This is a genomic window from Pantoea dispersa (assembly GCF_035783935.1).
Classification (GTDB): domain Bacteria; phylum Pseudomonadota; class Gammaproteobacteria; order Enterobacterales; family Enterobacteriaceae; genus Pantoea; species Pantoea dispersa_C.
This window is the reverse complement of sequence record NZ_JALKOV010000009.1, coordinates 111,988-136,460: the sequence shown is the minus strand read 5'-3', so window position 1 is coordinate 136,460 and position 24,473 is coordinate 111,988. Positions and strand designations below refer to the sequence as shown.

Annotated in this window: 21 protein-coding genes, 1 tRNA gene and 1 riboswitch; of the genes, 15 read left to right on the top strand and 7 right to left on the bottom strand. The window is 58.4% G+C overall.

Annotated features, from left to right (window positions below; genetic code table 11):
* Window positions 1-21: 21 nt before the first annotated feature.
* The gene (locus MXF20_RS17490) at window positions 22-870 is read right to left on the bottom strand and encodes an MIP/aquaporin family protein (protein ID WP_325970527.1); all 849 of its coding nucleotides are present in this window, start codon (window positions 868-870) and stop codon (window positions 22-24) included.
* A gap of 418 nt (window positions 871-1,288) precedes the next feature.
* Here MXF20_RS17490 and zapB point away from each other — a divergent pair, with 418 nt between their 5' ends.
* The gene (gene zapB, locus MXF20_RS17485) at window positions 1,289-1,528 is read left to right on the top strand and encodes a cell division protein ZapB (protein ID WP_021507038.1); all 240 of its coding nucleotides are present in this window, start codon (window positions 1,289-1,291) and stop codon (window positions 1,526-1,528) included.
* 51 nt (window positions 1,529-1,579) lie between these two features.
* On the opposite strand, the gene rraA is transcribed toward zapB, so the two are convergent.
* From rraA to MXF20_RS17460, 5 genes are all read right to left on the bottom strand, one after another.
* Window positions 1,580-2,065, bottom strand: coding sequence for a ribonuclease E activity regulator RraA (rraA, locus tag MXF20_RS17480; RefSeq protein WP_021507037.1), 486 nt, complete (start codon window positions 2,063-2,065; stop codon window positions 1,580-1,582).
* A gap of 165 nt (window positions 2,066-2,230) precedes the next feature.
* Window positions 2,231-2,779 (bottom strand): mannitol operon repressor MtlR, encoded by a 549-nt coding sequence (gene mtlR / locus MXF20_RS17475; protein WP_325970526.1) that lies wholly within the window; start codon window positions 2,777-2,779, stop codon window positions 2,231-2,233.
* A gap of 60 nt (window positions 2,780-2,839) precedes the next feature.
* Window positions 2,840-3,988 (bottom strand): mannitol-1-phosphate 5-dehydrogenase, encoded by a 1,149-nt coding sequence (mtlD, locus tag MXF20_RS17470; RefSeq protein WP_325970524.1) that lies wholly within the window; start codon window positions 3,986-3,988, stop codon window positions 2,840-2,842.
* Window positions 3,989-4,082: 94 nt separating this feature from the next.
* A complete protein-coding gene (locus tag MXF20_RS17465; protein WP_325970522.1) occupies window positions 4,083-6,017 on the bottom strand; it encodes a PTS mannitol transporter subunit IICBA in 1,935 nt (644 codons plus the stop codon).
* Window positions 6,018-6,450: 433 nt separating this feature from the next.
* Window positions 6,451-7,167: a DUF3053 domain-containing protein gene (locus MXF20_RS17460; RefSeq protein ID WP_325970520.1), complete on the bottom strand. Its 717-nt coding sequence runs from the start codon at window positions 7,165-7,167 to the stop codon at window positions 6,451-6,453.
* A gap of 270 nt (window positions 7,168-7,437) precedes the next feature.
* Window positions 7,438-7,532, top strand: a riboswitch (guanidine-I (ykkC/yxkD leader).
* A 63-nt stretch (window positions 7,533-7,595) separates the two neighbouring features.
* Between MXF20_RS17460 and MXF20_RS17455 the strand changes: the two genes are divergently transcribed.
* The 7 genes from MXF20_RS17455 (at window position 7,596) to MXF20_RS17425 (ending at window position 15,848) form a co-directional block, all read left to right on the top strand.
* A complete protein-coding gene (locus MXF20_RS17455; protein ID WP_325970518.1) occupies window positions 7,596-8,654 on the top strand; it encodes a putative urea ABC transporter substrate-binding protein in 1,059 nt (352 codons plus the stop codon).
* Window positions 8,655-8,668: 14 nt separating this feature from the next.
* Window positions 8,669-9,481 carry an ABC transporter permease gene (locus MXF20_RS17450; RefSeq protein WP_058771035.1) on the top strand — a complete coding sequence of 271 codons (813 nt, stop codon included), beginning with the start codon at window positions 8,669-8,671 and terminating at the stop codon, window positions 9,479-9,481.
* Window positions 9,482-9,491: 10 nt separating this feature from the next.
* Window positions 9,492-10,253, top strand: coding sequence for an ABC transporter ATP-binding protein (locus MXF20_RS17445; RefSeq protein ID WP_325970516.1), 762 nt, complete (start codon window positions 9,492-9,494; stop codon window positions 10,251-10,253).
* Window positions 10,254-10,264: 11 nt separating this feature from the next.
* Complete coding sequence (locus tag MXF20_RS17440; protein ID WP_325970513.1) at window positions 10,265-10,972, top strand: urea amidolyase associated protein UAAP1; 708 nt, start codon at window positions 10,265-10,267, stop codon at window positions 10,970-10,972.
* Window positions 10,972-11,607, top strand: coding sequence for an urea amidolyase associated protein UAAP2 (locus tag MXF20_RS17435; RefSeq protein WP_325970511.1), 636 nt, complete (start codon window positions 10,972-10,974; stop codon window positions 11,605-11,607). Before MXF20_RS17440 ends, MXF20_RS17435 begins: the two co-directional genes overlap by 1 nt.
* Window positions 11,608-11,687: 80 nt before the next feature.
* Complete coding sequence (uca, locus tag MXF20_RS17430) at window positions 11,688-15,287, top strand: urea carboxylase (protein ID WP_325970508.1); 3,600 nt, start codon at window positions 11,688-11,690, stop codon at window positions 15,285-15,287.
* A gap of 264 nt (window positions 15,288-15,551) precedes the next feature.
* A complete protein-coding gene (locus MXF20_RS17425) occupies window positions 15,552-15,848 on the top strand; it encodes an HTH-type transcriptional regulator (protein WP_058781651.1) in 297 nt (98 codons plus the stop codon).
* Window positions 15,849-15,894: 46 nt separating this feature from the next.
* On the opposite strand, the gene MXF20_RS17420 is transcribed toward MXF20_RS17425, so the two are convergent.
* Window positions 15,895-16,488: an HD domain-containing protein gene (locus MXF20_RS17420; RefSeq protein WP_211725844.1), complete on the bottom strand. Its 594-nt coding sequence runs from the start codon at window positions 16,486-16,488 to the stop codon at window positions 15,895-15,897.
* A gap of 60 nt (window positions 16,489-16,548) precedes the next feature.
* Here MXF20_RS17420 and MXF20_RS17415 point away from each other — a divergent pair, with 60 nt between their 5' ends.
* From MXF20_RS17415 to dppC, 7 genes are all read left to right on the top strand, one after another.
* Entirely contained in the window at window positions 16,549-17,013 is a 465-nt protein-coding gene (locus MXF20_RS17415; protein ID WP_010616544.1) for a MarR family winged helix-turn-helix transcriptional regulator, read from the top strand.
* A gap of 95 nt (window positions 17,014-17,108) precedes the next feature.
* On the top strand, window positions 17,109-17,537 hold the full coding sequence (locus MXF20_RS17410; protein WP_021507024.1) for an organic hydroperoxide resistance protein: 429 nt from the start codon (window positions 17,109-17,111) through the stop codon (window positions 17,535-17,537).
* A 269-nt stretch (window positions 17,538-17,806) separates the two neighbouring features.
* Window positions 17,807-19,501 (top strand): kdo(2)-lipid A phosphoethanolamine 7''-transferase, encoded by a 1,695-nt coding sequence (gene eptB, locus MXF20_RS17405; RefSeq protein ID WP_325970502.1) that lies wholly within the window; start codon window positions 17,807-17,809, stop codon window positions 19,499-19,501.
* A 124-nt stretch (window positions 19,502-19,625) separates the two neighbouring features.
* A tRNA-Pro gene (locus tag MXF20_RS17400) sits at window positions 19,626-19,702 on the top strand.
* Between the two features lie 979 nt (window positions 19,703-20,681).
* Window positions 20,682-22,292 carry a dipeptide ABC transporter periplasmic-binding protein DppA gene (gene dppA, locus MXF20_RS17395; protein ID WP_325970500.1) on the top strand — a complete coding sequence of 537 codons (1,611 nt, stop codon included), beginning with the start codon at window positions 20,682-20,684 and terminating at the stop codon, window positions 22,290-22,292.
* A 245-nt stretch (window positions 22,293-22,537) separates the two neighbouring features.
* Window positions 22,538-23,557, top strand: a complete 1,020-nt coding sequence (gene dppB, locus MXF20_RS17390; RefSeq protein ID WP_325970498.1) for a dipeptide ABC transporter permease DppB — start codon at window positions 22,538-22,540, stop codon at window positions 23,555-23,557.
* A 9-nt stretch (window positions 23,558-23,566) separates the two neighbouring features.
* Window positions 23,567-24,469: a dipeptide ABC transporter permease DppC gene (gene dppC / locus MXF20_RS17385; protein ID WP_325970496.1), complete on the top strand. Its 903-nt coding sequence runs from the start codon at window positions 23,567-23,569 to the stop codon at window positions 24,467-24,469.
* Window positions 24,470-24,473: the final 4 nt, after the last annotated feature.

The following is a 24,473-nucleotide window of genomic DNA, read 5'->3' as shown; positions in this document are numbered from 1 at the left end:
CCTGATGATTAACGATGAAACTTACGCTTTACGCTGCTCAGCGCGCGCGACCGGTTTTTCTGTTTTAGTGGTTTCGGCAAGGTTGCCCGGCAGGTGACGGCCAATCAGCGCACGATAACCAAAGGCACCGAGGCAGGCACCGACCAGCGGGCCAAAAATCGGCACCAGGAAGTAAGGAATATCTTTACCACCGGTGAATGCCACGTTACCCCAGCCAGCGAAGAAGGCGAACAGCTTCGGACCGAAGTCACGCGCCGGGTTGAGGGCGAAGCCGGTCAGTGGACCCATGGAACCACCAATCACCGCCACCAGCAGGCCAATCAGCAGCGGCGCCAGCGGGCCACGCGGTACGCCGTTGCCGTCGTCGGTCAGCGCCATGATCACCGCCATCAGCACGGCGGTAATCACCATTTCCACCAGGAAAGCCTGACCTACAGTGATGTGCGGGTTCGGATAGGTGGAGAAGATACCGGCCAGATCGAGGCTCTGCACGCTGCCACGCACCATCTGGTGGCTGGCTTCGTAATCAAAGAACAGATTGTAGTAAAGACCGTAGACCAGCGCCGCCGCACAGAACGCGCCAGCGATTTGCGACACAATATAAGGTAAAACTTTGCGGCCTTCGAAGTTGGCGAACAGGCACAGCGCAACCGTGACAGCCGGATTGAGGTGCGCGCCGGATACGCCTGCGCTCAGATAGACCGCCATGGAGACAGCAAGACCCCAGATAATACAAATTTCCCACTGGCCGAATGCGGCACCGGCCAGCTTCAGCGCCGCCACACAGCCGGCACCAAAAAAGATGATCAACCCGGTACCGAGAAACTCGGCGATGCACTGACCTTTTAGTGTGTTCGTTGTCTGACTCATAATGGAATTCCTGAAGCGAGGTTAAATTTTATCAGTTTTTGTTCTCAATCCTTGAGTCGCCCAGCTCTAATGTAGGGGTGATGTGAATTTATCGTTAACGAGCATAAACGAGAAATAGCGAAATCGAATTTTGTGTGCCGTGTCATAAAAATGCGCGTTTTCGCGTCTTTTGCCTGTGTTTAGGGCCAAAAACCCCCGCTGCGCTGCACCCGGCGCGTGTGACCGCGCGCAAAAATGCGCGAAGATGCGCGTTTTTCCAGGTATAAACTGAAAAGTGTTACAGACTTCCCTCGCAGGCCTTGTGCTGCTGGACTTGCCGGGTGTGGCTACATACAATCGGGACATCGTGGCTGGACGCACTATTTTAAAGCACGCCCGGTCTATCAACGCCTTGCAAGATTTAGGAGAGGTCAGAAAGATGTCATTTGAAGTATTCGAGAAACTGGAAGCGAAAGTACAGCAGGCGATTGATACCATCACCCTGCTGCAGATGGAAATTGAAGAGCTGAAAGAGCAGAACAATAACCTGAAAAACGAAATGAGCCAGGCATCCGGCAATCACGAAGCGCTGGCGCGTGAAAATCAGCACCTGAAAGAAGAGCAGCATGTATGGCAGGAGCGCCTGCGTGCACTGCTGGGAAAAATGGAAGAAGTTTAAGCCACAGCGCTTAAACCAACGGGTGCCGCGGCACCCGTTTTTGTTTGTCGATTACTCGATGTCGAGCGCGTCTTCAGACAGGATCATGCCGGTGTTGTCGGCGTAAAGATGATCGCCGGAGAAGAAGGTGACGCCGCCGAAGTTAACCCGCACGTCGCTCTCGCCGATGCCTTCGCCCGCGGCGCCGGCCGGAATCGCCGCAATCGCCTGAATGCCGATCTCCAGCTCTTCCAGCTCATCAACCTGGCGAACCGAGCCGTAGACCACAATGCCTTCCCACTCGTTTTGCGCCGCCAGTCTTGCTAACTGTGCGTCAACCAGCGCGCGTCGCACCGAGCCGCCGCCATCGACCAGCAGCACGCGACCGCGACCGTTCTCTTCGAGCAGGTCATACAGCAGGCCGTTGTCTTCGAAACATTTCACTGTGGTAATTTGACCACCGAATGAGGTGCGCCCACCAAAGTTCGAAAAAAGCGGTTCAACAACGTTCACTTCTTCATGGTAGATGTCGCAGAGTTCAGATGTATCGTATTTCATAGGGATGTCGTCTGTTTGCCACAGGAGCGGTAAGTATATCGCTATCTGACGATTGTTGGCAAAATCATCAACCGCCAAAAAAAGCGCTGCATCAATATCCTGCGTAATATTTTGTCTGCGGCGGGGAGAACAGTAGCGCGTGATGAGAACGCCGTAAGCGCATGGCTACACGGCGGGCTTCTTGAAAGCCTGTTTGTGCGAGATACGGGAAATCAGCTCGGTCAGCGACAGCACCATGGTGGAGCGCACCATCTGCAGATAGCGCTGCTGCTGCATGGCGCGCAGCGCGGCATCGTCGCGGGTAAAATCGGGTTGTGGCGGCCAGGCCAGCACGCAGTGCAGTTCGCCGAACGGACCCAGCACTTCATCGTCGGTAAAGCGGTAGTCGCTGGTGTCGTGATTCAGCTCCTCACGCAGCGCCAGCAGCAGTTCGCAGTCTTCGTATTCGTGGCGATTAATCACCCCAAGGCCGTAGATGAGCTTCAGACGCACCGACAGCTCGCCCAGCGGGCCATCGCCCAGCAGCAGCGGTTCCACCGCGTATTTCACCGCGTAGTCATCTTTGCGAAAGACCTGCAGCACCAGCAGATTGACTGCTTCCGCCAGCAGTTCGACAGCGGCGATCAGGAAGCTTCTCACCGAACGACCGGCGTTCAGCCGCTCAAGCACCCGGTTTTCAAAAGCCTGCTTCTCTTCCATTATTGCCTGCATCATTCAGCTACCGTCGACGGGCACGCTGCTGCCGTGCCCGATTTGACCACTAAAGGGCGCGCATTATGCCATAGCGTGGTAAGCGCTCACCACTGAGCTCACCACTTCGCTGTCGGCATCAAGGCCAGAAATCTCCGCCAGTGCCGCCTGCGGGCCTTTCTGCGCGATCAGCGTTGCCAGCTCCTGCGCCTGCGGATCGGCTTCGCTGCGATAGTGCATCGCGGCGGCAATGCCCTGCACCAGGCTGGCGTGTGGCAGCTGGTACTCCAGCGTGCCCAGCGTCGGCTTGATCAGGCGATCGCCGGCACTCAGCTTGCGCAGCGGCTGACGGCCGACGCGCTCAACGTCATCTTTCAGGTACGGGTTTTCGAAACGCGTCAGGATTTTCTGGATATACGCGGCATGTTTCTCTGCATCAAAACCATAGCGCTGGATCAGCACCGCGCCGCTCTCCTGCATCGCGCCCTGCACCACGGCACGCACTTTCTGGTCGAGAATGGCTTCGCGGATGGTGGCGTGACCGGCCAGCTTACCGAGATAAGCGGTGATGGCGTGACCGGTGTTGAGGGTAAACAGCTTGCGCTCGACGAACGCCATCAGGTTATCGGTTAGCTCCATGCCAGGAATGTCCGGCAGCGCGCCTTTAAACTGGGTTTTGTCGACAATCCACTCGCTGAAGGTTTCTACGGTCACTTCCAGCGGATCGGTGCTGCCGGCTTCGGACGGTGGCACGATACGGTCCACCGCGGAATCGACAAAGCCAACGTGCTCTTCAACCCACGCATGATACTGCTGCGGTAGCGCTTTCAGTACGTGCTGCTTCAGCTGGCTGGTGCCGCGCACCATGTTTTCACAGGCGATAATATTCAGCGGACGGACATTACCGTTGTCACTGCGTTTGGCCAGACCCTGCGCCACGCTGCCCGCGATGCGCTCGAGGATCTGCGGACCAACCGCCGTGGTAACGATATCAACCTCAGCGATCAGCGTGACGATGTCGTCGCTGGTGCTGTTCACCGCGCTGACGCCGGTAACGATTTCAACCTGCGCCTGCTCGCCCACCACGTGAACCGGATACTCATGACGGGCGTTAAGGGCATCAAGTACCACCTGATTCACATCGGCAAACACCAGTTCGATACCGGCATCCGCCAGCAGCTTACCGATAAATCCACGGCCGATGTTACCTGCTCCAAAATGTAACGCTTTCATAAATTTGACCCATATCAAATGACGAAAGGGCGGGCATGTCCGCCCCGGAAAGTGGGGACGGGCTTGCCCGCCCCAGGGAAGTTAAAACCGCTGATTACGCGTGGGCAGTGTTGCCAGACAACAGATCCAGCACGTCCTGCACGCTGGTGGTGTTCGCCAGCTTCTCAATCACGCTGTCGTCGTCGAGCGCGTTGGTCAGGCTGGTGATCACCTGAATGTGTTCGTTATTGCGTGCGGCAATACCGATCACCAGTCGCGCGACTTCGTCCGGCTCATCACCAAACTGCACGCCGGCCGGATACTGGCAGAATACCACGCCGGTTTTCAGCACGCGGTCTTTGGCTTCAACGGTGCCGTGCGGCACGGCGATGGATTCGCCGAGATAGGTTGGCGTCAGCTGCTCGCGCGCCAGCATCGCTTCAACATATTCCGGCTGCACGTAGCCGCCTTTCACCAGCTGCTCGCCGGCGAAGCGAATCGCCTGCTCTTTATTGCTGGCGCTCAGGCCGAGGAACACGTTATCCGCGCCCAGTCTGAACAGGTGTGCGCTGCCGTCGTCATAGCTGTCTGCCAGCGCGGTCTGTACCGTTTCACGGTGGGCTTCGCTGCGGTTCGCTGCCACCAGACGATCGGTAAGATTGGTGTACAGCGCGCTGTCGAGGAAGTTGTTCAGCGAGATGTGCTGCGCCTGCGGCGCCTGACGCATCGCACGCTCGGTCAGATCGCGGTGGGTAATCACCAGATCAACATCGCCCGGCAGCGAGTTAATCGCGCTGTTGGTCACCGAGATATTGCTCAGGCCCGCATCCTGCACTTTCTTGCGCAGCACGCCTGCGCCCATGGCGCTGGAGCCCATACCGGCATCACAGGCGACGATGATTTTGCGCACGTGGCTGACGTCAACGCTGCTGGCATCGGCAACCACCGGTGAACCGGCAACCGCCTGGCCTTTGGACTGCGCTTTCATGTCTTTCATGCGCTGGGTTGCCGCTTCGATATCGTCTTCTTCTTTCACTTTGCTGGTTTTCAGCAGGATAGAAGAAACCACGAAGGAGACAGCGAAAGCCGCAACGATCGCCGCGATGTTAGCGAAGTAAGCGCCTTTTGGCGTCATCGCCAGCACGGCCAGAATCGAACCTGGTGAGGCCGGTGATACCAGACCGCCGTTCAGCAGCGTCAGGGTGAACACGCCGGTCATACCGCCGAGGATCACTGCCAGCAGCAGGCGCGGCGCCATCAGCACGTACGGGAAGTAGATTTCGTGGATACCGCCGAGGAAGTGGATGATCGCTGCACCGCCCGCCGACTGCTTGGCGCTACCGCGGCCGAAGATCATATAAGCAACCAGCACGCCCATGCCCGGACCCGGGTTCGCTTCAATCAGGAAGAAGATTGATTTGCCCGCTTCGCTGGCCTGCTGGATACCCAGCGGCGAGAAGATACCGTGGTTGATGGCGTTATTGAGGAACAGGATTTTCGCCGGTTCAACAAAGATCGAGGTCAGCGGCAGCAGGTTGTTCTGCACCATCAGGTTTACGCCGGCGGCGAGAATGTGCGACAGACCTTCTACCAGTGGACCGATAGCGAGGAACGCCAGCAGCGCCAGCAGCATACCGATGATACCGGCCGAGAAGTTGTTAACCAGCATCTCGAAGCCGCTTTTGATTTTGCCGTCAACCGCGCGGTCAAACGACTTGATCGCCCAGCCGCCCAGCGGACCAGCAATCATCGAGCCAAGGAACATTGGCATATCGGCACCGACGATCACGCCCATGGTGGTGATGGCACCGACCACGCCGCCGCGATCGCCACCCACCAGACGACCCCCGGTGAAGCCGATCAGCAACGGCAGCAGGTAGGTGATCATCGGGCCAACCAGTTTGGCCAGCGTTTCGTTAGGAATCCATCCGGTTGGAATGAACAGTGCTGTGATGATACCCCAGGCGATAAACGCACCGATGTTTGGCATCACCATATTACTCAGAAAGCGACCAAAGCTCTGAACCTTGACCTTGACTGATGAGGACATAAACCCACCCCTTATTGAGACGCGCTGCAATAAGAGAGCGCGTTTGTTTTTGTTAAGACGTTACGGCGGGGGCCGTGGCATTACTGTATGCACGCGGACTCTAGCACTAGTTGATTACGCTGCGTAGCGTCGGGAAAAAGTGTGACGCATATCACGCTGGATTGGGGTGGACAGGGGGCTTAAAGGTGACATTGATCACATAAATACCCTGTAAGAAAGCAACGCTGGCGAAAAAATGCGCGCAATAGCGATAAAAATGTGACAGAAGTCACTTTCATGATGGTGTGGTTTGTTTCACAAATGTGATTGAGATCACAAACTATTTTTGGTTGAAAATGCGCCAGATCACACTCTGGGCTGACAGAAAAGAGCGATGTAAGGAAGTGACGAAAATCTGAAAAAGCGGGCAGGGGGATACTGCCCGCTGAGCGGCTTACTGCAAACCGCCCTGTACGGCGTTTTGTGCCTGGGTCAGCGCCTGCGTGTTGCTGGCGAGATTGCTCATCAGCGTATTGTACTGCGTGGCCTGCTCCTGCGTCGGGAACTGAACACCGCCGTCGTTGAAGCTGACGCGCGTGCCCTGCGACTGCAGGAAATCGCCGGCCTGAACTGCCGACTGGCTCAGCGCCTGCAGCTGCGGCAGCAGCGGGATCAGCGTGCTGGCTGGCTGAGTCACCACTTTGGCGTACACGCTGTCGTACACTTTCTTCAGATCGTCCGGCTGCTTCAGCGTGGCTTTGCTGCTGTCGGCCTGCATCTTGGCGCTCTGAATCTGCTGCGTCAGCACGCTCAGATTGCCGCTGGCCTGGCGCAGGCTGTCGCGGCGCGTCAGATAATCCTGCGGCACGCGGATGGCCGCCAGCTCATCCACCACCGGGCGCATGCCCTGATCCACCGCCTGATTCACCTGCTGCGAGAAGCCATACAGAATGGCGTAATCCCCGGCGTAATTACCGAAGGTTTGCTTCTGGTTTTCACTCAGGCTGGGCAGATGTTCACCGCTGCGCATCACGGTGTTCTGCAGAAAATCACTAAAGGCTTTGCGCTGATCGCCCTCTTTATCGCCGCAGGCGGTGAGCTGCAGCACAAGCAGCGCGCCGGTCAGCAGCATGCCGCTACGCATCCAGATGCGGGAAATTCCTGACGCCATAATTCAACTCCTGTTGTGACGATGGCTAAATTCGATTCGCTGGGAAAGGTCCTAAAGAATAGTGCAATGGCCTCTGCTGTACAACGGCTGGTCTGCAGTGCTTCACGCTGGTGCGTGGCTGCTGCACCATTGTGCAGCGCACGGTGTCTGCGCCAGCCGCCCTGCTCAATAAGTGATGTATTTCAGGCTGATAGCAACCTGGCACCGATATTGCCTGTTTTCTGACAGATGCAGGAGCGATAGCGGGCAACCGACGTCGCCACACAATTTGCAATGGGTCACTAGGGTTCCGATCGCGAGATGCTGGTCCGAGAGTGACCGACCGTCCTCTGACGGTTACACGGCGGGAAAAAAGCCCGGGAGGAAAGCGAGAACGTTGCTCGCCGCCTCCTGCCTGATTTTCGTCCGTTAACGCCAGAGGAATCATCATGATTAAAGCCTGTCTGCGCCTGCTGCTGATTTGCAGCGTCGCCCTGTTCAGCGTTCCGTCGCTGGCCGCCGCTAAACCTTCCTTTAAGCTTTGCTGGTCCATTTACGCCGGCTGGATGCCGTGGGATTACGCCCAGCAAAGCGGCATCGTAAAAAAGTGGGCCGATAAGTACGGCATCGATATTCAGTTCGTGCAGGTTAACGATTATATCGAGTCGGTCAATCAGTACACCGCAGGCGGCTTTGACGGCTGCACCATGACCAATATGGATGCGCTGACCATTCCCGCCACTGGCGGCGTCGACAGCACCGCGCTGATTGTCGGCGACTACTCCAACGGTAACGACGGCATTCTGCTCAAAGGCGCGGACAGCGTCAGCGCGCTGAAAGGCAAACCCATCAATCTCGTCGAACTCTCGGTCTCGCACTATCTGCTGGCGCGCGCGCTGGAGAAATCCGGCATGAGCGAGAAGGACGTCAGGGTAGTGAACACCGCCGATGCCGATCTGGTGGCGGCATTTGGTACCGCTGATGTTAACGCCATCGTCACGTGGAATCCGCTGCTGGCGGAAGCAGAGAAGCAGCCGGACAGCCATCTGGTGTTCTCCTCGGCGCAGATCCCGGGCGAAATCCTCGACCTGCTGGTGGTCAACACCGCCACGCTCAACAAATATCCTCAGCTCGGCAAAGCGCTTACCGGCGCCTGGTACGAGGCGCTGCACAGCATGGCCGGTCAGAGCGACAGTGCCAAAGCGGCGCGCACGCAGATGGCGCAGGCATCCGGTACCGATCTGGCCGGCTTTGATCAACAGCTTGCCGCCACGCACCTGTTCAGCGATGCCAAAACCACGCTGGATTTTATCGACAGCCCGCAGCTGAAAGCCACCATGCAGCTGGTGGCCGAGTTCTCCTTTAAGCACGGCCTGCTGGGCGAAGGTGCGCCGGGCGCTGATGCGGTAGGCGTCGCCACGCCGGCCGGTAACTGGGGCGATGCCAGCAACATCAAACTGCGCTTCACTGACACCTTTACCAAACTGGCCGCTGCCGGTCAGCTGTAAGCGAGGCGCTGCCGATGCGTAAATTGATCAACTACCAACCGCTGCCGCTCGGCCGCCTGCTGCTTGGCATTCTGCCGCTGCTGGCGGTGCTGCTGGTCTATCTGTTCGCGTCGGATGCGCGCCTCAGCCTGAACGCGGCAGACAAACTGCTGCCGGGATTCAACGCCATGGGCGAGGCCATCAGCCGGATGGCGTTTCAGCCCAGCCCGCGCACCGGCGAGTATCTGCTGTGGAGCGATACCGCCGCCAGCCTGCTGCGTTTGCTGAGCGGCGTTGCTATCAGCGCGCTGCTGGCGCTGGCAATCGGCCTGTTCACCGGCGCGCTGCCGGTGGTGCGCGCGGTGCTGGCACCGCTGGTGACGCTGTTTGCGCTGGTGCCGCCGCTGGCGATTCTGCCGATTCTGTTTATCTGCTTTGGCCTCGGGGAAGTCTCCAAAGTGGTGCTGATTGTCATCGGCATCACGCCGCTGATCGCGCGCGATCTGCAGCTGCAGGTGCAGAAAATCCCGCAGGAGCAACTGGTCAAAGCGCAGACGCTAGGTGCACATAGCGCGCAGATTCTGTGGCGGGTGATTCTGCCGCAGCTGATGCCGCGCCTGTGCGATGCGGTGCGGCTGTCGCTCTGTTCGGCGTGGCTGTTCCTGATTGCTGCCGAAGCGATTGCGGCCACGGAAGGCCTCGGTTACCGCATCTTCCTGATGCGCCGCTATCTGGCCATGGATGTGATTCTGCCGTACGTGGCGTGGATCACCCTGCTGGCCTTTGCCCTCGACCTGCTGCTGCGGCTCGTCAGCCGACGCTGCTGGCCGTGGTATCACGCCAAATAAGGAGCGCGCGATGCCCTTACTGCAACTGAAAAATCTGGAAAAGCACTACGGCGATCAGGTGGTGCTGGAGCGGCTGAATATAGAGGTCGAGCGCGGCGAGTTCGTGGCGATTGTCGGTGCCTCCGGCTGCGGCAAAACCACGTTTCTGAATATGCTGCTCGGCACCGAAGCGCCGACCAAAGGCGAGCTGCTGCTGGATGGCGCACCGATTCCCGACGAGCCGGATGCCCATCGCGGCGTGGTGTTTCAGCGCTACTCGGTGTTTCCACATCTGACGGTGCTCGGCAACGTGATGCTGGCCGACGAGTTCAGCAGCGCGCGCTGGCTGGGACGCGTCTGGGGACGCAAACGTCAGGCGATTCGCCAGCGCGCGCAGGCAATGCTGGCGCAGGTCGGACTGGAGCAGGCGCAGAGCAAATATCCGCATCAGCTGTCGGGCGGCATGCAGCAGCGTCTGGCACTGGCGCAGGCGCTGATGAAACAGCCGCGCATTCTGCTGCTGGATGAACCCTTTGGCGCACTCGATCCGGGCATTCGCGGCGAGATGCATCAGCTGATCACCCAGCTGTGGCAGCAGCATCAGCTGACCATTTTCATGATCACCCACGATCTGAAAGAGGGCTTCAGCCTCGCGTCGCGTCTGCTGGTGTTCGACAAACTGCGCCACGATCCACACGCGCCGCAAGCCTGGGGCGCCACCATCACTTACGACCTGCCGCTGGATCGCACACAGCCCGCCGCTGCTGTGCTGTCCGCGACGCAGGTGGCTTAAAGGAGAGCACGATGCAGCCATACCAAACCCTGCTGCCCGCCGGGGCGCACTGGTCTTTTGTCATGCGCAGCGGCAGCGCGCTGACGCTGACCGACGTGGAGGGCGGCGCCAGCGCCAGCCTGCTGTTTTATAACCCGGAAAACCTGCTGGAGCGCTACAACGCGCCGGACACGCTCAAGTGCCAGCATACTTTTCGGCTCACCGCCGGCCACTGTCTCTACTCGGACATGGGGCGCATTTTCTGCGGCATTGAACTGGACAGTTTCGGCTGGCACGAGAGCGTGTGCGGCACGCTGAACGCGGCACAGACTGCCGCGCGCTATGGGGTCAGCGACTATCAGCAGGCGCGCAACCTGCGCCATCAAAACGGCTACGACAGCTTTCTGGTGGAGCTGGCGAAATATGGCCTCGGCCAGCGCGACATGGCGGCCTGCCTCAACCTGTTTGCCCAGGTGCGCGCCGATGACAGCGGGCGCTTGACGCTGGAACGCCAGGGCGAAGCCGGCGCGCAGGTCCGGCTGCGTTTCGCCATGGACACGCTGGTGCTGCTGCACACCTGTCCGCACCCGCTCAGCCCGGCGACCGCTTATCCGCGCCAGCCGCTGCAGCTGACGCTGGATGCGCAGCGCGCGCCGCTGCCGGAAATCTGTCTGCAGCGCGCGGAAAACCAGCGCGGCCTGCGCAATAACGCCCTCTATCAACTGCAGGGAGAAGTGTGATGATCAAAGAGAGTGAACAAAATCCGGCGCAGGCGCGTCTGCAACAGCAGATCGACGCTGGTGATTACTGGCTGCAGCGCATTGCTGCCGGCGAGACGCTGCGCATTACCGATCTGGAAGGCAATCAGGCGGCGGATACGCTGTTTTTCAACGCCGACGATACCGCCGAGCGCTACAGCATGAGCGAGACGCTGCGCGGTCAGCACAACGTGTTTCTCACGGCCGGCAGCGTGCTGCGTTCTAATCTTGACCGGCCGATGTTGACCATCACTGCCGATACCTGTGGCCGTCACGATACGCTCGGCGGTGCCTGCTCGTGCGAGAGCAATACGGTGCGTTATGACCTCGAAAAGCGCCACATGCACTCCTGCCGTGACAGCTGGATGCTGGCGGTGGCGGCGCACCCGGAGTCTGGCCTGACACGCCGCGATATCACGCACAACATTAACTTCTTTATGAATGTGCCGGTGACCCACGACGGCGGCCTGACGTTTGCCGATGGCATCTCCGCGCCGGGTAAATATGTTGAGATGGTGGCGCAGATGAACATTCTGGTGCTGATCTCCAACTGTCCGCAGCTCAACAATCCCTGTAACGGTTACAACCCGACGCCGATTGCCGTCAGCGTGTGGTGATTCTCTGACGCAACGGGACGACCCGTTTTACGCCGTCACAGCTGGTGCAGGACGACCTGCCGCAATAAGAGTATTCAGTCATGATTGATCGCGTATTGATTGCCAACCGTGGCGCGATTGCCGTGCGCATTATCCGAACCCTGCAGGCCATGAATATCCGGGCGATTGCCGTCTATGCCGAAGCCGATCGCCACGCGCGCCACGTGCGGCTGGCCGACGAAGCCTGGTCGCTGGGCGAGGGCCAGGTGCGTGACACCTACCTCAACCAGGACAAGCTGCTGGCGATTGCCGCGCAGAGCGGCGCACAGGCGCTGCATCCGGGCTATGGCTTTCTCAGTGAAAAACCGGAGTTCGTCACGCGCTGCGAAGCGACGGGCCTGCATTTTCTCGGACCGGACGCGGCGCAGATGCTGGCGTTTGGCCTGAAACATCGCGCGCGTGAACTGGCTGAGCAGAACGCGGTGCCGCTGCTGCCGGGCAGCGGCCTGCTGACCTCATTGCAGCAGGCTCAGGCTGCCGCGCAACAGATTGGCTATCCGGTGATGCTGAAAAGCACCGCCGGCGGGGGCGGCATCGGGATGCAGCGCTGCAACAGCGCGGACGAGCTGGAAGACGCCTTTACCCGCGTGAAGCGGCTGGCAGGCAATAATTTCGCCGACGATGGCGTGTTTTTAGAGAAATTTATCGCCCGGGCGCGCCATATCGAAGTACAGATTTTTGGCGATGGCCAGGGCAACGTGATTGCGCTGGGCGAACGCGACTGCTCGGCGCAGCGCCGCAATCAGAAGGTGCTGGAGGAGACGCCCGCGCCGCGACTCAGCGATGCGGTGCGCGCGCAGTTGCAGGCCACCGCCGTACGGCTGGCGCGCGCCGTCAACTATCGCAGCGCCGGCACGGTGGAGTATGTTTACGATGAGGTCAGCCAGCAGTTCTGGTTCCTCGAGGTAAATACCCGCCTGCAGGTTGAGCATGGCGTCACTGAACTGGTATACGGCGTGGATCTGGTGCGCTGGATGGTGGAGCTGGCGCAGCAGCGTCTGCCGCCGCTGGCGACGCTGCAACCGGTGGCACAGGGCCATGCGATTCAGGTGCGGCTGTATGCTGAAGATCCGGCCAAACAGTTTCAGCCAAGCGCCGGGCTGCTCAGCCACGTACAGTTCCCGACGGCGCTCGATCACGCCACGCTGCGCATCGATAGCAGCGTTGAGAGTGGCATGGAGGTTTCACCGTTTTACGATCCGATGCTGGCGAAGATCATCGTGCATGCGGCCGATCGTCAGCGGGCGCTCGACGGCATGATCGAAGCGCTGGCGCAGAGTGAGCTGTACGGTATCGAAACCAACCTGCGCTGGCTGCGTCAGCTGTGTACGCTGCCGGACGTGCAGCAGGGGCGCATCATTACTGCCACGCTCGGCAGCGTGACGTGGCAGCCGCCGACGCTGGATATCCTCAGCGGCGGCACCCTCACCACGGTGCAGGATGCGCCGGGCCGCGTCGGCTACTGGCACGTTGGCGTACCGCCTTCCGGGCCGTTCGACAGCCGCGCCTTCCAGCTCGGCAACCGCCTGCTGGGTAACGAGGCCCAGGCGGCCGGGCTGGAAATCACGCTGCGCGGCCCGACGCTGCGCTTTAATCAGGCGTGCAGCTTTGTGCTGAGCGGCGCGCCGCTGACGGCTACCCTCGACAGCCAGCCGCTGGCGATGCATCAGGTGCTGCATGCGCAGGCCGGACAAACCCTGACGCTGGGCGACGTGCGCGACGGCTGCCGCAGCTATCTGCTGCTGGCCGGCGGGCTGGACACGCCGCGCTATCTGGGCAGCCGCAGTACCTTTACGCTGGGTAAGTTTGGCGGCCATGCCGGACGGGCGCTGCGTGCCGGCGACGTGCTGCAGCTGGCCGCGCCGCGTCAGGCTGAGGCGGCGAGCCTGCCCGGGACGCTGCTGCCGCCGCTCAACGGTGAATGGCAGCTGCGCGTTATTTATGGTCCGCACGGCGCGCCCGCCTTCTTTACTGATGATGATATCGACGAATTTTTCGCCGCTGAGTGGCAGGTGCACTATAACTCCAGCCGCACCGGGATTCGGCTGATCGGCCCGAAACCTGACTGGGCGCGCAGCGATGGCGGCGAGGCGGGCATGCATCCGTCCAATATTCACGACAACGCCTATGCCTTTGGTACGGTGGATTTTACCGGCGATATGCCGGTGATCCTCGGTCCGGACGGCCCTTCGCTGGGCGGCTTTGTCTGTCCGGCGACGGTGATCGACGCCGATCTATGGAAGCTGGGTCAACTCAAAGCGGGCGATCGACTGCGCTTTGTGCCGATCGCCCTGGCTGATGCCGATCGTCTGGCGCAGGCGCAGCGCAGCGAGATCGCGAATCTGCAGGCGGAAGCGGTGCGCGTGGCGCCCGCACGGCCGCTGATCGATCCGATCTTGCACCAGCATGCAGCAACCGCAGGGCGGCCTGCACTGTGCGTGCGCGCTGCGGGCGACCGTTTTCTGCTGGTGGAGTACGGCGCGCTGACGCTGGACATTGCGCTGCGCTTTCGCGTTCACGCGCTGATGCAGTGGCTGGAGGCGCATCCGCTGGCGGGCCAGCTGGAGCTGACGCCGGGTATCCGCTCGCTGCAGGTGCACTACGACGCGCAGCGGTGCACAAGAAGTGAGCTGTTGGCGCAAATTTTGCACGCTGATAATCTGCTGGGCGATCTTGCCGACGCGGCTGTGCCATCGCGCACCGTGTGGCTGCCGCTCAGCTGGGACGATGCCGCCTGTCGTGAAGCGATTACCCGCTACAGCCAGTCGGTACGCCCGAACGCGCCCTGGTGCCCGAGTAACATTGAGTTTATCCGGCGCATCAACGGGCTCGACAGCGTGGAGGCGGTGAAACAGATTGTGTTCAGCGCCTCGTATCTGGTGATGGGGCTGGGCGATGTCTATCTCGGTGCACCGGTGGCGACGCCGCTCGATCCGCGTCACCGGCTGGTGACCACCAAATACAATCCGGCGCGCACCTGGACGGCGGAAAACTCGGTAGGCATCGGCGGCGCGTACCTGTGCGTTTATGGTATGGAAGGGCCGGGCGGCTATCAGTTTGTCGGACGCACGCTACAGATGTGGAATCGCGATCGCCGCACCAGCGCCTTTAGCCAGCCGTGGCTGCTGCGCTTCTTCGACCAAATCCGTTTTTATCCGGTGAGTGCCGACGAACTGCTGCAAATCCGCGAACGTTTCCCGTGGGGCGATTATCCGCTGCGCGTGGAAGCCGGGGAATTTCGCCTCGCCGACTATCAGGCGCTGCTGGCTGAACAGGCAACGGAGATCGACGCGTTCCAGCAGCAGCGGCAGCAGGCGTTTGACGCCGAACTGGCACGCTGGCGCGCCGATGGCCAGTTTACCTTCGACAGCCAGCTACAGGCGCAGAGCAGCGAGGAAGTGGTGGTGCCGGCGGGCTGCCATAGCGTTGAGAGCCAGGTGGCGGGCAGCGTGTGGCAGTGGCTGGTGGCAGAAGGCGGTGAGGTTACCGCGGGTGCCACGGTCGGCATTCTTGAATCGATGAAGATGGAAATCCCGATCGTGGCGCCGGTCAGTGGCAAAATCCACAGCCTGCAACGCCAGGCTGGGCAGCAAGTGCAGGCGGGTCAGCTACTTATGGTGATCGATCCGTTTGCGGTATAAGAAAGAAGAAAAAATAATCAGGAAACAGGCAGCAAAGCCGGGGATCTGACCCATACTTAGAGACCCGGTTAAATGTTGCATTGCCCTGACATCTTTTAGCAGTGTGCAACAGGCTGTGTCCCGCAATGGTTTCATTAAAACATTATCTTTCCCCGATGAGGGAGGACTGTTGCGGGATACAGCCTGATATGGCCGGTTTCAGCGCCTGGTGGCGCTTACCTCTCTACTTTCACGTGCTTCATAGTGAGTTTTAAGGAGTTCTCTATGGAAATAAAAGATCCAATGGTCGAATTACTCAGCAGTCTTGAGCAAATTGTTTTGACACGTGATGCAAAGACTCCCGTATCAGAAATTGCACTCAATACCGTTTCCGTTCCCGAACCGCAGCGTTTACGCGAGATGACCGGCATGCAGGTGGATGAATTTGCCCGCGTGATGGGGGTGAGCGTCTCGTCAGTAAAAAGCTGGGAAGCGCAACGCACGCGCCCATCCGCCACGGCTCGCAAACTAATGAAACTGCTGCAGGCCAACCCGTATCTGGGCCGGCAGCTGCTGGAATAACGCCGACTATCGGTTCTCTGTGACCCGCCTGCACGGCGGGTTTTTTTCAGCTTAAGCCACCGTATTTCGCCGCCTGTTTGACAAACCAGCTCTCCGGCACGCTGTGCGGCGGTTTCGCCAGCTGCGCAATGCCCTGTTCAATGATGTGATTCGCCTGCTGCCATAAACGCCGGTCGCCTTGCTGTAACAGCTGAATCTGAATCTGTTTCTCGACCAGATAAACCCGGGCAAAGTTGGGATCAAACTGCACGATGGCGCGCGTGTTATCGATGATATCGGCGAGCTTGATGGTTTGCGCCTCGGGCGAGGCTTCGGCGGTGTGGCGAAAGTGCGCCAGCTTACGGGCGGTACGATTCTTTGCCTGCGGCTGGGCGCTGTCGGTGAGCATATCGACCAGCTGGGCGACGCGCGTCCCGAAGTGATTTTCAATATCCAGTAAGGTACTGGCGGTATCTTCGACCGTATCGTGCAGCCAGGCGGCAGCGATCATCGCTTCGTCATCGCTGACGCTGCGCACCAGCTCCGCGACGGCGGCCGGATGCACAATATAGGGTTCGTCGGTATATTTGCGACGCTGGCCCGCATCGGCATGTGCCTGCGTGGCATAACGGCGCGCCTGCTCTTCCAGTGAATCACGCATCTTCACACTCCAGGAAAAAGTTGCTTGCAATTATCTAGCGCGCTATCTATATTGAGTCGCATGAACAGTAATCAAGATGACAAAAAAGTGAAGCCTGCGCCACTCCAGCTTGATCAGCATCTGTGTTTCGCGCTCTATTCGGCGAACCTGGCGATGCATAAAGTCTATCGCCAGCTGCTGGCGGCGCTGGAGATCACCTATCCGCAATATCTGGTGATGCTGGTGCTGTGGCATCAGGATGATCTGACGGTGTCGGAAATTGGTGAAAAGCTGTTTCTCGATTCGGCCACGCTGACGCCGCTGCTGAAACGGCTGGAGAGCGCCGGTCTGCTGCGCCGCCAGCGTTCGCGTCAGGATGAGCGGCAGGTGGTGGTCACGCTGACCGATCAGGGACGCGCGCTGCAGGAAAAAGCCGCCAGCATTCCGGAAGCGGTACAGTGCGCGACCGCCTGCGACACCGACACCATGGCGGCGCTGAAACAGCAGCTGGACGATTTGCGCGGTAACCTGAATCGCGCCACCTGAGCATCCGGGATGTCGCTGCGGCGGCATCCAGATAGTGAAGTTTCCCTTGTGCCTTATAAATAGCACGCGATTATATAGCGAATAGTGAGGTTATGATGTCTTTAGAAAAAGTGATTTACACCGCCAAAGCCAAAGCAACCGGTGGCCGTGATGGCCGCGCCACCTCGTCTGATAATGTGCTGGACGTGAAGCTGGGCGTACCAAAAGAGATGGGCGGCGCGGGCGGCGAGGTGACGAATCCGGAGCAGCTGTTTGCTGCCGGTTACTCTGCCTGCTTCCTCGGCGCGATGAAATTTGTCGCCGGCCGCGACAAAATCGCCATGCCAAAAGACGCCTGGATTGAAGGCGAAGTCGGTATCGGCCCGATCCCAACCGGTTTTGGCATTGAAGCAAAACTGAATATCCATCTGCCAGAGATGGACGCGGCGGAAGCGCAGAAGCTGGTTGATGCGGCACACATCGTTTGCCCGTACTCAAACGCCACGCGCGGCAACATCGACGTGACGCTGAATATCATCAACTAAGGTGATACGTGCGTAACAGGCTCCTGCGGGAGCCTGTTTTATTGTGAACTCCCTCCCGCATCCCGGCGAACTAAAGAATTTTCTGGTCTTACCATTGGTTAAATGTTCTACTGCTGCGCTCCGTGCATCATCGTGATTATTTAGGTTCAGATTCGTCCCGATCCTACTCGCCAGGTCACGCTTTTCTGCTACGCAAGCGAACCTTACGGTCTTTGCACAGTCACATTTACGGTTGAAGCATCGACACCAGGTCGGGAACAGAAATTTATATGAATTACATTAAAAGTTTAACGCAGCAAAAGTTATCGCTTTTGCTGGCGCTCTATCTTGGCATCTTATTGAATTTGCCAATCTTTTATCGCCGTTTTGACGGCTTCTTAACCAAATCCACCGTCACCAACTGGTTATCTGCCGCGGCAGAAGTGACCGCCGCCGTGCTGCTGACCTTCTTCCTGATGCGATTGCTGTCGCTGGGCGGCAAGTGGTTTTATCGCGTCATCGCCAGCCTGCTGGTGGTGATTTCGGTGGCCGCCGCCTATTACATGGCGTTCTTTAACGTGGTGATCGGCTACGGCATTGTGGCGTCGGTCATGACCACCGATGTCGATCTCTCTAAAGAGGTCATCGGCATGCACTTTGTGCTGTGGATGGTGCTGGTGAGCGCACTGCCGCTGCTGCTGATCTGGCGCAACAACCTGAGCCTGACGCTGATTGAACAGCTAAAGACGCCGGGTCAGCGCCTGAAACCTACGCTAATTATGCTGCTGAGCGTGGCGCTGGTGTGGCTGCCGATTCGCTATTTCGACAAGCTGCAAAAAGCCAATGAAGAGATCACTAACATCGATCTGCCAAGCTATGGCGGCGTGGTGGCGCACTCTTATCTGCCTTCTAACTGGATCGCGGCGCTGGGCCTGTTCGCCTGGACCAAGGTGGACGAGAAGCTGGACAGCCAGGAGTTGCTCGATCCGGCGAAGAAGTTTACCTACGTGGCGCCGGCCGGCATCGACGATACCTATGTAGTGTTTGTGATTGGCGAGACCACGCGCTGGGATCACATGGGCATGCTGGGCTACAACCGCGATACCACGCCGAAGCTGTCGAAAGAGAAGAACCTGGTGGCATTCCGCGGTGAATCCTGTGATACCGCCACCAAGCTGTCGTTGCGCTGTATGTTTGTACGCGAGGGCGGCACCATGGATAACCCTGGCCGTACGCTGAAAGAGCAGAACATTTTTGCCGTGATGAAAGAGCTGGGCTTTACCTCCGAGCTGTTCGCCATGCAGAGCGAAGTGTGGTTCTACGACAACGCTGATGTGAATAACTTTTCGTTCCGCGAGCAGATTGGTTCGGAGAAGCGTAACCAGGGCAAAGCGGTGGACGATATGCTGCTGGTGCCGGAGCTGCAGGCTTCGCTGCAGCGCTTCCCGAAAGGCAAGCATCTGGTAATTCTGCACACCAAAGGTTCGCACTATCTCTATTCGCAGCGCTATCCGCGTGAGTTTGCCCGTTATCAGCCCGAGTGTATTGGCGTGGACGATAAGTGCAGCAAAGCCCAGCTGATTAATGCCTACGACAACTCGATTCTGTATGTCGATACCATGCTGGACAGCGTGCTGGATCAGCTGCGTGATAAGAAGGCGATTGTGTTCTATGCCGCCGACCACGGCGAGTCGATCAGCGACAACATGCACCTGCACGGTACGCCGCGCGAGATGGCACCGCCGGAGCAGTTCCGTGTGCCGATGATTGTCTGGGCGTCGGATAAGTATTTGCAGGACCCGACCAACCGCAGCAACTTTGAGCGCTTGCAGGCGCAGCAGCGCGTCGGCAAAACCCATCGTCACGTTGAGCTGTTCGACACCATTTTAGGTTGTCTGGGTTACAGCTCGCCGGATGGCGGTATTAAAGCGGCGAATAACTGGTGTCAGGCACCTGCCTCGACCAGCAGTGCAAAAGCGTTGTAATTCGTGCCTGGATCTTATTGAGCAGGCAGGTGTTTGAGGCACTGCTTGCTTTCCAGGCAATCAGGCGGATTTTCGGGAAAAGGGATTGACGCTCTAAAGTCACGGCAGTAATATTCGCCCCCATCGGCGAGTAGCGCAGCTTGGTAGCGCAACTGGTTTGGGACCAGTGGGTCGGAGGTTCGAATCCTCTCTCGCCGACCATCATTTAAGAAACCTGCTTTGCAAAAAGCAGGTTTTTTTTCGTCTGTCGTTTTTGCACTCTCAGGGTGAAATACGGGACCGCTCCGTAAAGACGCTGTCTCGTCCCTGATCGCTCGGCACACGCCATCCATGGCGTGTGACGCTTTACTCCACGGCCCCGCATTTCACCCTTTGTCCGGCTTCGGTGATGGCTGAGGATTTACTGGCTGCCGTGCATACCCTCCTGGTGCGTATAAATACGCACCCTAGAAAAGTGCATAATCCTATAGGAGCGCCATTCATGGCGACCGGATGGTCACGCCGGAATCCACGTCCATCATTCATGGCGATCTGATGACCTTCCCTGAACCAGACACAAATCCCGGCAGCAATTAAGCAAAGTCATCAATTTACGCGTTCTATTAATCATCACCGGGATAAACCGTATTATTCTTCAACACCGCTCTTCATCCCTCGCTGCATCAAAGCACCTCTCTTAATTCGCGACACATTCTGCTTATGACCGGCTTTTGCTTTTTGCTGATTTCTTATGCCATTACGCCAGCATATTTCGCTGCCTGAACGTCATAACGCACGGGGAATCGTTCAGATATTCAACATTTACCGACAACTTTCAGACGTTTTTTAGCGGTGATAATCACTGTCATCAGGCGCTATTGCCAGATAATCACGCGGCACCGCACGCTTTATCACCTTTTTTAATTTTGGTTTAGCGCGCAAACACTGTTTTTTATCGTTGCTTGCACTTACTCACACTCTGTGTAAATAACCCCACGTTGTATTGACGTTCATTGCAACTGTTGACAAATTGATGCGTCAATAAGATGCAGAGACGGCCAGCGCTGGCAGGTTCCACGGGGTCAGTGCTAAAACAATAACCGCTCGCATTTTGGTCATTACATAACTGACCTGCCCGAACCGCATAAAAAAATCAGAGGTCGGGCGACGCACACAACATCACATCACAATGGAGCAAAACATGATCAACTCCCTGGCCAAATCCAGGATGCTGAAGGTCGGTCTTAGCCTGATTGCTATGACTGTGGCCGCGGGCGTTCAGGCAAAAACCCTCGTTTACTGTTCAGAAGGTTCGCCGGAAGGCTTCAACCCGCAGCTGTTCACATCCGGCACCACTTACGATGCCAGCTCAGTGCCGATCTACAACCGTCTGGTTGAGTTCAAAACCGGTACCACCGAGCTGCAGCCGGGCCTGGCAGAAAAATGGGACGTCAGCGAAGATGGTAAAACCTATACCTTCCATCTGCGTCAGGGCGTGAAGTGGCAAACCACCAAAGACTTCAAGCCGACCCGCACCTTCAACGCTGATGACGTCGTGTTCTCCTTCGAGCGCCAGCTCGACAAAAACAACAAGTACCACGGTGTCTCCGGCGGCAGCTACGAATACTTCGAAGGCATGGACATGCCGAAGCTGATCGCCAAAATCGAAAAAGTGGATGACTACACCGTACGCTTCACGCTGACCCGTCCGGAAGCGCCATTCCTCGCCGACCTCGGCATGGACTTCGCGTCAATCCTGTCGAAAGAGTATGCCGACAACATGCTGAAAGCCGGCACGCCAGAAAAACTGGACCTCAACCCGGTGGGCACCGGTCCGTTCGTGCTGCAGCAGTATCAGAAAGATTCACGCATTCTGTACAAAGCCAACCCGGACTTCTGGGGCACCAAGCCAAAAATCGATCGCCTGGTGTTCTCCATTACGCCAGACGCCTCGGTGCGCTACGCCAAGCTGCAGAAAGGTGAGTGTCAGGTGATGCCGTATCCAAACCCGGCTGACATCGCCAGCATGAAGAAAGACACCAAAATCAACCTGATGGAACAGCCAGGACTGAACGTCGGTTACCTGTCTTTCAACACCGAGAAAAAACCGCTGGATAACGTCAAAGTGCGTCAGGCGCTGACCATGGCGGTGAACAAACAAGCCATCATTGATGCGGTCTATCAGGGCGCCGGTCAGGCAGCGAAAAACCTGATCCCACCAACCATGTGGGGCTACAACAATGACGTCAAAGACTACGCTTACGATCCGGCCAAAGCCAAAGAGCTGCTGAAAGAAGCTGGCATGCCGGATGGCTTCAGCATCGATCTGTGGGCGATGCCGGTACAGCGTCCGTACAACCCGAACGCCCGTCGCATGGCGGAAATGGTTCAGGCTGACTGGGCGAAAATCGGTGTGAAAGCCAAAATCGTTACCTACGAGTGGGGCGAGTACCTGAAGCGCGCCAAAGCCGGTGAACACCAGACTGTGATGATGGGCTGGACCGGTGATAACGGGGATCCGGATAACTTCTTCGCCACCCTGTTCAGCTGCGCGGCAGCGAAAGACGGTTCCAACTACTCACGCTGGTGCTACAAGCCGTTTGAAGATCTGATTCAGCCAGCGCGTGCTGAAGCCGATCACAACAAACGTATTGAGCTCTACAAACAGGCGCAGGTGGTCATGCATGACCAGGCGCCAGCACTGATCATCGCGCACTCAACCGTGTACGAACCAGTGAGCAAGAAAGTGAGTGGCTACGTGGTTGATCCATTAGGTAAACATCACTTCGAAAACGTCGACATCCAGGAATAACCTTTCGGATTATCGCGGTCAGGGCCAGCCATGCTGGCCCTCGGGCGGCACCTTCGCCGCCCGTACTCCGCACTTTATTTCCGGCTAATTTCTTATAAACCCTTACAGCCTTACGCTGCTGCAGCGTGAAGTATGACGGGGATTTTGAAGCGCTTCTTGCGTCGCGTCCGGCTGTGCCGGCTGCGGATTGTGAGCAATGTAGTCCATGGCGTTAGCGCCACGGAAAATGACAGAGAATCCGGCTTATGCTGCAATTCATACTCCGACGTCTGGGCCTTGTCATCCCGACGTTCATCGGTATTACACTATTGACCTTTGCCTTCGTTCACCTGATCCCCGGCGACCCGGTGCTGATCATGGCCGGTGAACGCGGCATCTCTCCCGAACGTCACGCGCAGCTGATGGCCCAGTTTGGTCTCGATCAGCCGATGTGGAAACAGTACATCACCTATATCAACGGCGTGCTGCATGGTGACCTCGGCATCTCGCTGAAAAGCCGCATCCCGGTGTGGGATGAGTTCGTGCCGCGCTTTAAAGCCACGCTGGAGCTGGGCATCTGCGCCATGATCTTTGCCGTCGCCGTGGGGATTCCGGTCGGCGTGCTGGCAGCCGTGAAACGCGGCTCAATTTTCGATCATACCGCGGTGGGCATCTCGCTGACCGGCTACTCGATGCCGATCTTCTGGTGGGGCATCATGCTGATCATGCTGGTGTCGGTGCAGCTCAACCTGACGCCGGTCTCCGGACGCGTCAGTGACACCATCTTCCTTGACGACACGCATCCGCTCACCGGCTTTATGCTGATTGATACGCTGCTGTGGGGCGAAGAGGGCGATTTCAAAGATGCGGTCATGCACATGATCCTGCCAGCCATCGTGCTGGGCACCATTCCGCTGGCGGTGATTGTGCGTATGACGCGCTCCTCGATGCTGGAAGTGTTGGGTGAAGATTACATCCGTACCGCGCGCGCCAAGGGTCTGACGCGCATGCGCGTGATCGTGGTGCATGCGCTGCGTAACGCCATGCTGCCGGTGGTCACGGTGATCGGCCTGCAGGTGGGCACGCTGCTGGCGGGCGCCATCCTCACCGAAACCATCTTCTCCTGGCCGGGACTCGGTCGCTGGCTGATCGAAGCACTGCAGCGCCGTGATTATCCGGTGGTGCAGGGCGGCGTGCTGCTGGTGGCCATCCTGATCATTCTGGTCAACCTGCTGGTTGATCTGTTGTACGGCGTGGTGAATCCGCGCATCCGTCATAAGAAATAAGGGGGAATCATGTCTGCTGTTGATCCCGCAAGCGTCACCGCTGCACCGAAGCCGATGACCCCGATTCAGGAATTCTGGCACTATTTTAAACGTAACAAAGGCGCGGTCATCGGCCTGGTTTACATCATTCTGATGCTGCTGATCGCCCTTTTCGCCGATGTGCTGGCACCGCATGCTCCGGCGGAGCAGTTCCGCGATGCGCTGCTGCACCCGCCGGTGTGGCAGGAAGGCGGCAGCTGGAAATTTATTCTGGGCACTGATGACGTCGGCCGTGACATCCTGTCGCGCCTGATGTTTGGTGCGCGCCTGTCGCTGCTGGTCGGCTGCATGGTGGTGGTGCTGTCGCTGATCCTGGGCGTGATTTTCGGCCTGATGGCCGGTTATCTCGGCGGCGTGGTGGATGCGGTAATTATGCGCCTCGTCGACATCATGCTGGCGCTGCCAAGCCTGCTGCTGGCGCTGGTGCTGGTGGCCATCTTTGGCCCGTCGATTGTCAACGCCTCGCTGGCGATCACCTTCGTCGCGCTACCGCACTACATTCGTCTGACGCGCGCCGCCGTGCTGGTGGAAGTCAATCGCGACTACGTAACCGCCTCAAGCGTGGCCGGTGCCGGTACGCTGCGCCAGATGTTCGTCAATATTCTGCCTAACTGCCTGGCACCGCTGATCGTGCAGGCGTCGTTAGGTTTCTCCAACGCCATTCTGGATATGGCCGCGTTGGGCTTTCTCGGTATGGGGGCGCAGCCGCCGACGCCGGAGTGGGGCACCATGCTCTCCGACGTATTGCAGTATGCGCAGAGTGCCTGGTGGGTGGTGACCTTCCCTGGAGTGATCATCCTGCTGACGGTTCTGGCATTCAACCTCATGGGCGATGGTTTGCGTGATGCACTCGACCCGAAACTCAAGCAGTAAAGAG